The 1902-nt window shown below is 46.4% G+C and carries 2 protein-coding genes and 2 pseudogenes; 2 read left to right on the plus strand and 2 right to left on the minus strand.

Annotated elements, in window-relative coordinates; translation table 11 throughout:
- Nucleotides 1-16 precede the first annotated feature (16 nt).
- Nucleotides 17-145, plus strand: coding sequence for a helix-turn-helix domain-containing protein (locus WB371_RS23915; RefSeq protein WP_420704081.1), 129 nt, complete (start codon nt 17-19; stop codon nt 143-145).
- Between the two features lie 456 nt (nt 146-601).
- Here WB371_RS23915 and WB371_RS23620 read toward each other — a convergent pair whose 3' ends face one another.
- On the minus strand, nt 602-727 hold the full coding sequence (locus WB371_RS23620) for a hypothetical protein (RefSeq protein WP_336222373.1): 126 nt from the start codon (nt 725-727) through the stop codon (nt 602-604).
- A gap of 689 nt (nt 728-1416) precedes the next feature.
- Here WB371_RS23620 and WB371_RS23625 point away from each other — a divergent pair.
- Nucleotides 1417-1694: pseudogene (locus WB371_RS23625) on the plus strand (TIM barrel protein); the annotation flags it as partial.
- Nucleotides 1695-1786: 92 nt separating this feature from the next.
- On the opposite strand, the pseudogene WB371_RS23630 reads toward WB371_RS23625, so the two are convergent.
- Nucleotides 1787-1902: pseudogene (locus WB371_RS23630) on the minus strand (IS3 family transposase); the annotation flags it as partial.

A 1902-nucleotide genomic window follows, 5' to 3' on the forward strand; every position in this document is an offset into this window, starting at 1 on the left:
TCCGGTCGTCAGATTTATAATGGAGCGCACAACACTGGCAAGAAGCACAGTCATGGACATTCTCCATCAGTTACGAAAAGGAAATTATATTCTTATGGACAGAGGATATCTTTTTTTTATTAATAAATTTCCAGAAAAATTTTAGACCTGTTATGGGAAATATGGCATGCCCCCCTGATAGACGCCCCTACCCTCTAACTCAGGTCAGGTCAAGTCAGGTCAGGTCAGGTCAGGTCAGGTCAGGTCAGGTTAGGTTAGGTTAGGTTAGGTTAGGTTAGGTTAGGTTCAATTTAACACTTGAATCATTTCTCAATGACATTTTTGAGATGGACTTAGGAAAAGTAACAGAGAAAGCCGTTTTTTATAGATCAAGGAGGCTTACTAATTATGCCTATGCAAGGATAAATACAAACAATTTAATTCTATGTCATCACTCCAGAAACAATCCCAGTATTCGGCTTTATGTTAAGATAGATATAGTTCTTTAGTAAAAATATGGCGTGCAGAATGTAACTTCCCTTGATAATACGGCAATTGTGTTACCAGAATATTTTGCTGAATGCGTCAGACTTTAATTTTTGTTTTTAGCATAAGAAATAATTTAGGCACGTCCTTGTTGTGGTAAGGACCAGAAAATCAGCATCAACTCCGCCAGATCATCATCGTCAGCATAGAAATAAACCAGCAACGTACATAAAGCCTCTGAAAGTTTCTGCACGATTTTCATTCCGGCTTCATGTACCCCCTTTTCATATCAATTGATACGCGTGCTTTTGAAAAATTCATCAATAATAACAGAGATATATAAATTTTTTGTGAGAAAGCCCGCTTGCCAGTCAAATCTGTTTCAGATGGCGACAAAAATATGGTTGTAATGGTTAGTCATGTCCATCCGACCACTATCTGGCCTCCCGCGCTACAGCAGCCAGGAGGAGTACCACCTGCCAAAGCATCGGCTACCAGGCATGAAAATCTATATACCTGCGCCGAAACGGTTTCTTCGTCTTCAGGCAAGGCATTTACAACGTGCCAATAAAGGGAATTGTTTATGCAAGAACTCAGGATATATCGTTGCAATCAATTGTAACATTCTGTCAGAGAGGATAGCTGCCAGGAAATCTTTCTCAATATGATGAGAGCCCATTCCCATGCTGATTGCCCTGCTACAAGCCAGCCGGATTTGCGAGGCAGTACACAGGAGTCTGGAAAGCGGGCAGCCTGAACTGGTTTCGCCGTATCTTAAGCAAGGGGGAGCCCGACGGCCAACAGCGCTGCGCCAGTGTTTTCATGAAAACCTGTACCAATCCTGAGAATTTCCGGCAGGCGCACGGCCTGACACCGACGCAGGCGGCCTTCACACCATGCGGCCCCCTCCCCTCGCCATACCTCACCTCACACCTTCCGGCGCAGCGCTGAGCCTCGCGCATCAATCACGTTCACTGCAAAGACGTGTTAGCAGACGTGAAAAACCATAAAACCAGCTTCTTCAATGCGGTGCTAAGCAGCGTATTTACCGTGCCGGCCGACAACTGCGTCGATTACCCGCCGCTCATGCAACGGCTGTAAGCGCAGGATTATCATGGCTGGCTGGTGGTGGAGGCAAAGCAGGATTCGGGATTGCCCATCAGCTGGCCTCTGCCCGTCTGGGGTATAACAATCTGAGCCATCTGGCACGCGACGCCGAACTTATTTGAGGAGGGGACATGTCACGTCTGTAATCACGCTGGCAGCAGCCGAACGCTGCGGGGCGCACGCAGTCCGTTACGCCGGAACGTGTCGTCTAGGTTTTCAGAATATCCCGTACTTCCTCAGTCTGTTTAAGCTGCGCTTTCAGTCTGAGAATTTCTGTTCTGAGATCCAGTAAATCCTGTGCCTGCTGTCCACTGTTGTCAGGTTTAACAG

The sequence above is a fragment of the Citrobacter amalonaticus genome, assembly GCF_037053465.1.
GTDB lineage: Bacteria > Pseudomonadota > Gammaproteobacteria > Enterobacterales > Enterobacteriaceae > Citrobacter_A > Citrobacter_A amalonaticus_H.

Coding starts and splice junctions, on each gene's coding strand:
- WB371_RS23620 (WP_336222373.1), bottom strand. CDS start 727: ATGAAAATCGTGCAGAAACTTTCAGAGGCTTTATGTACGTTGCTGGTT.